Below are 5,670 nucleotides of genomic sequence, written 5' to 3'. Positions count from 1 at the left end.
TTTTCTCCATAAAAGAGGCGCAAGAGCCATAATTGGTAATTGGTAATTGGTAATTGGTGATGAAAACAGAGATTTCATCCTGTTCATCCTTTAATCCTGGAAATCCTGATTCTGACAACTGACGAATTACCAATTACCAATCCAATCTAAAATTGCCTGATTAACTTGTTCTGGTGATTCATCCTGGGGACAATGACCCACATCTTCTAAATATAGCAATTGCAATCTCTCATTGTAGCCCACAAATTGATTTGCTAATTTTGGCGGCACAAATCGGTCTTTTGTTCCCCAAATTAACAGCATGGGAATTGTTAAGTTTGGTAAAATTTTCTTGACACTAGGACTAAAATTCATCCCTGTTGTGGCTTTAAACAAGGCTCTAAAAGCACGAGCAGATCCCCTATCCTGTGGAGGTCCTGCTAAAATATCTATAAGTTCATCAGTAATAGCTTCGGGATTTGCATAAGCTAAACTAGCCCAAGGACGCAGCACACCAGGACGACGGACAAAATAAAATATCGGTTTTAATATTAATCTGGAAGTAAATATACTTTTAATCCCGCTGACAAGAGGTTGCAAAGCCGTCGGAATCATTTCTTGTTCCAAATTGGGATCAGGTAAACTCATCATCACTATCCCCTGTACCATATCAGGATGGTTAGCGGCTGCGACTAGAGAAATCAGTGAACCGATGGAATTACCCACTAAAACCACTGGTTGACGGATAAAAGTTTTCCAAAAATCGTAAACCTGCTCTACCCAAAGTTCCACATTGTAGTTAGTTGCAGCTTTTTCCGAAGCCCCAAAACCAATCATATCCAAAGCGTAAACCGTGTGAGATTTACCCAAAACCTCTAAATTGTGTCGCCAATGACCAATGGAAGCCCCAAAACCGTGAAGTAAAATTAAGGGTGTTGTTCTTGCATAATCATGGGTAGGACGAATATAAGTATAACGGGTTTGCCAACCACGCCACACCCAATCCCTTTGATTACCAACTCTTTGCTGCCAATGTCTTGCGGTAGTCACAGTTATCTCTTGCTGATTAGTTGGAAACTATATATATATGTTACACTATATTTAATTAGCTTCAATGTATACCTAATTTTGCTATCATGGAAACATCTTCTAGATATCATCTATATTATGTATCCACGAAGAAAATCGTAACAATAGTTATTAGTGTCAAATATCATGTAACTTACATAAAATGATGCAGTGGAATCAACTCAGAGTCCGGCTATACAGTCAATAACTTGATTCAACTTCTCTTATAAATTTGCTACACTAGAGAGGGATATTCATTTTCCAATTCTGAGTTACTGTTGTATTTTGCCTTTAATGGCATATCAAACTAACCTAACTAAATCAAGACAAGTCCAAAATCTTAACTAAAGAGCTGCCACTAATCATAATGCCTGTGATTGAGAAAAAAAGAACTCGCGATCTGCCCCAAATTAACGAACGGATTCGCTTCCCGAAAATTCGGGTGATTGACACTGATGGCGCACAACTGGGAATTATAACTCCGCAGGAAGCGATACAATTAGCAGAGGAAAAGGAATTAGACCTGGTGCTAATTAGTGACAAGGCTGATCCGCCAGTATGTCGAATAATGGACTATGGGAAATATAAGTTTGAGCAGGAGAAGAAGGCGCGGGAAGCCCGGAAGAAGCAGCACACGGCTGATGTGAAAGAAGTGAAGATGCGCTACAAAATAGAAGAACATGACTATAATGTGCGCGTTAAACAAGCCGAACGCTTCCTCAAAGATGGCGATAAAGTTAAGGCTACTGTGATGTTCCGAGGTCGGGAAATTCAACACAGTGACTTGGCAGAAACGTTGCTTAAACGAATGGCTACGGATTTAGAGCCTTTTGGTGAACTTCAGCAAGCACCGAAGAAAGAAGGGCGAAATATGATGATGCTGATTTCACCAAAAAAATAATTTTGTCAACAACCTGTAATGAATGCTGCATAAATTAGTTAACAATAGGATCTAAAATTGACACTGGGAAGGTTTTTTCCATTCCCTCAGCATTCATCCATAATTAGATTTATGTCAATTTATTCTAAAATGATAGTCCTGACGGCTGAGTGGGAAAAATAATACTCAGTTGTTCAGGACTTTTGCTATGGTTTGAAAGGAGAAGTCAGGAGTCAGGAGAATGAAGAAGAAAGGAGAATGAATGAGAATAAGGGAGAATTAAGAGTTTCAGGGTTAAAAAAGTGAATTAAGTGCAAGTAATAAGCATTGAAACTGTTTATTTACCAAACAGACAAGTCAGCGCTTACGCTATCACTTTCTCAGATTCGAGACTATTCTAATTCTTCCTCCTAATTCTTCCTTCTTCCTCCTAATTCTTCCTTCTTCCTCCTAATTCTTCCTTCTTCCTCCTAATTCTTCCTCCTAATTCTTCCTTCTGACTCCTGACTCCTACTTTAGCTACCCAGACAATAAAACTGTATGGAATCGAAAAATCACGGCTTTTCTGGCAATCGAGGTGTTTTGGCGCGAATGCTTCAGTGGGTGAATCTCCGTCCTGAAGAATTTGAGCGCACTTGGATGATGTTTGCTTTCTACACAACGGTAGCTGTGGGATTAAGATGGGCAGAGGATAGCACTGTTGCCCTATTTTTAGATCAATATGGAGCGGGACAACTACCTTGGATTTATATTGCTAGTGCTGTGCTTGGTGCGGGACTGGTAGGTTTATTTTCTTGGTTGCAAAGGATTTTTCCTTTACGTTGGGTGATTGTGGCGATTGTCCCTTGTATGATCGTGCCTTTATTTTTATTAGTATTATTACGTTGGGGAATTAGTGTTCCGTCTTTGGCAATGGTGATTATTTTTCTACTCAGACTGTGGGTAGATGCTTGTTATGTAGTCAATGATTTGAATACTTCAATTGTTGCTAATCAATTATTTAATATTCGAGAAATTAAACGGACTTACCCACTGGTTAGCAGTGGTTTACTAGTAGCAGATGTTGTCAGTGGTTTTAGTTTACCTGCACTGGTGAAAGTTATGGCGCTGAATCAGGTGATTATGCTGGCCTGTTTGGTGGTTCTCTGTGGTTCGGGAATTTTATTTCTTTTAACTTATAAATATAAGGGTTCTTTTCCGAGTACACCCCAAAGAGATATTCCTGAAGAACAGGGTACTCGCCATCGTCGCTTGCAAACTCCTTTGAAGCGTTATGTGTGGTATTTGTTTATTTTTGTAGCCCTGTTGCAAGTGATGGGCTTGTTAATAGATTTTCAATATCTTAGAGAACTGAATGCTAACTTTGGTAATCAGGATTTGGCGAGTTTTTTGGGGTTGTTTGGTGGGATTGTGGGGGTGTGTGAGTTATTTACTCAATGGTTTGTTTCGAGTCGGTTGATTGAGAAAATTGGGGTGTTTTCGACGGCGGCGCTGTTACCAATTACGGTAGGATTTTTATTACCATCGGCGATCGCTCTGTTGAGTTTCTTTCCTTCTATTCAAGCCCAAACTGTTTTCTGGGGCTTAGTTAGTCTCAAATTCTGTGATGAACTTCTCCGCTATACTTTTGTGGTTAGTAGTGGACCTGTTTTATATCAACCGATTCCTGAAGAAATTCGTAGTTGGATACAAACATTATCCGGTGGTACAGCCGAAGCCATATCCAGTGGTTTAACAGGATTAGCAATTTTTGGCACTTTGTGGGTTGTTGAACAATATTTGCCTCCATCCCTACAAAAATGGGTATTTGTGGGCGAAACAGTGATTATTGCGGCCACTTGTTTAAAAGTAGTTTGGGAATTGCGATCGCGCTACGTTGATTTATTAGTTTTAAGTGCCGAAAAAGGAGAAGTTAGCGCCGCTACCGTCGGTTTACGAGTATTCCAACAAGGGGTAGTCAAAGCCCTCGTAGAAACAGGCAACACAGCCGATAAAGGTGCTTGTGTCGAACTTTTAGCCCAAATTGATCTCCAGGGAGCAGCCCAGGTTTTAGCCCCCTTACTCCCACAACTAGCACCGGATTTACAAGCTAAAAGCCTAGAAGTCATGCTCTTAGCCGGTGCAAATCCAGCCTACTTGAGTGCAGTTAGTCCCCTATTAGAACAGTCTCCAGCTACATTTAATCCAGAAGTATTCGCTCTAGCTTTACGTTACATCTCCCTAGCTGATGTCAATGCTGATTTAAGTCTTTTAGAAAAGTACCTCCACCCTCAACACCATTCACTCATTCGGGCTACTGCTGCGGCTTTACTCCTGCGTCAGGGAACAACAATCCAAATAGCAGCAGCCACAGATACCATGCGGCAAATGTTAACTCATTCCCAGGAACGAGAGCGAATTAACGCCGTGAAAGCCTTCAGAGAATCCATAGATTTACAAGAATTACGAGTATATATTCCCAGTTTATTAACAGATAAATCTTTACGAGTCCGTTGTGCTGTCTTGGAAATGATTGCCGCAACGAGGTTAGAACAATACTATTCGATCCTCTTAGCAGCCCTATCTTACAAGTCTACCCGCACCACTGCTATCCATGCTTTAGTGCGATTAGAGAACAATGCACTCCCTCTCTTATTACAACTGGCGACAAATATTTATAAACCCGAAGTAGTAAGAATGCACGCTTGGCGGACTATTGCTCTCATTGGTACTATCGAAGCACAGGAAAGTTTATGGGTAAATCTAGAAACATCTTGGGGTAGCACCAGGGAATATATTCTACGGAGTTTAATTAAAATCGGTCAACAGTCAGAAAATCAGAATGTTGTACTGATGTTAGATGAAAGTAGAATAGAAGCTTTAATTAAAGAAGAATTACGATTTTTAGGAGAAATTTATGCTGGTTATATAGACTTACAATTAGTTAATTCTTTAGACAATCATCACATAAATGAGAGAGTAATGTCTATTGGTGGATTATTACAAACAGCATTATTAGAAGTAGAAATTGATGTGAAAGATAGATTACTATTACTACTAAAATTACTTTATTCTCCAGCTAAAATTCAAGCCGCAACCTTAAATCTCCAATCTGAATCGGTGGTAAGTTTAGCTAGAGGTTTAGAAATATTAGATCATACAGTAAAGTTAGCATCTAAATCAGTATTACTACATATCTTAGATCGTCGTCCACCACAGGAAAAACTCCAGCGGCTTATAGAAAATGGCATTGTTGAACCAGAAACAATGGCTGGAAATAATGAACAAGAATTAACCATCGTAGCCAATCGTCTGCGTAAGTTAATTAGCCTTGGTAACTTACTCTCTGATTGGTGTTTGGCTTGTTGTTTTCATTTTGCTCAAGCTGCCCATATCCGCGTTAGTTCTGATCAAATCTTAGTAACTTTGCGTCATCCTACAGGCTTTGTCCGGGAAGCGGCCATATCCTATTTGAGTGTGGTTTCTAGGAGGGTTGTGCAAGAGATTCTTCCTTACTTGAAAACAGATCCACATCCTCTAGTAGCGGCTCAAGTTCAGGAATTGATGAAGAAAACTGTAACGATAAAAACAGAGAAATAAATTAAGAAGCATTCATCCACCAATTTCGTAAAGGATCATTTTTTGGTGGTAAATAATGTCCTTTAATCCTAATTGCATTGAGGACATAACTTAATATTGAAGAATCAAGTTTTTCTACTTCTGACCAATGTTTTATCCCACATTCCGCAGATGTGACTCAGATT

3 protein-coding genes are annotated in these 5,670 nt (G+C 39.6%); 2 read left to right on the top strand and 1 reads right to left on the bottom strand.

Annotation, left to right across the window (positions count from 1 at the left end; translation table 11 throughout):
* Nucleotides 1-126: 126 nt before the first annotated feature.
* Nucleotides 127-1,029: an alpha/beta fold hydrolase gene (locus FJR05_RS02980; RefSeq protein WP_168642744.1), complete on the bottom strand. Its 903-nt coding sequence runs from the start codon at nucleotides 1,027-1,029 to the stop codon at nucleotides 127-129.
* A 385-nt stretch (nucleotides 1,030-1,414) separates the two neighbouring features.
* Here FJR05_RS02980 and infC point away from each other — a divergent pair, with 385 nt between their 5' ends.
* A complete protein-coding gene (gene infC / locus FJR05_RS02975; RefSeq protein ID WP_015083285.1) occupies nucleotides 1,415-1,948 on the top strand; it encodes a translation initiation factor IF-3 in 534 nt (177 codons plus the stop codon).
* A gap of 519 nt (nucleotides 1,949-2,467) precedes the next feature.
* Nucleotides 2,468-5,506: an MFS transporter gene (locus FJR05_RS02970; protein ID WP_168642743.1), complete on the top strand. Its 3,039-nt coding sequence runs from the start codon at nucleotides 2,468-2,470 to the stop codon at nucleotides 5,504-5,506.
* Nucleotides 5,507-5,670 lie beyond the last annotated feature (164 nt).

Source organism: Dolichospermum sp. UHCC 0259, from assembly GCF_009711935.1.
Lineage (GTDB): Bacteria > Cyanobacteriota > Cyanobacteriia > Cyanobacteriales > Nostocaceae > Dolichospermum.
This window is presented reverse-complemented; position numbering and strand designations above follow the sequence as displayed.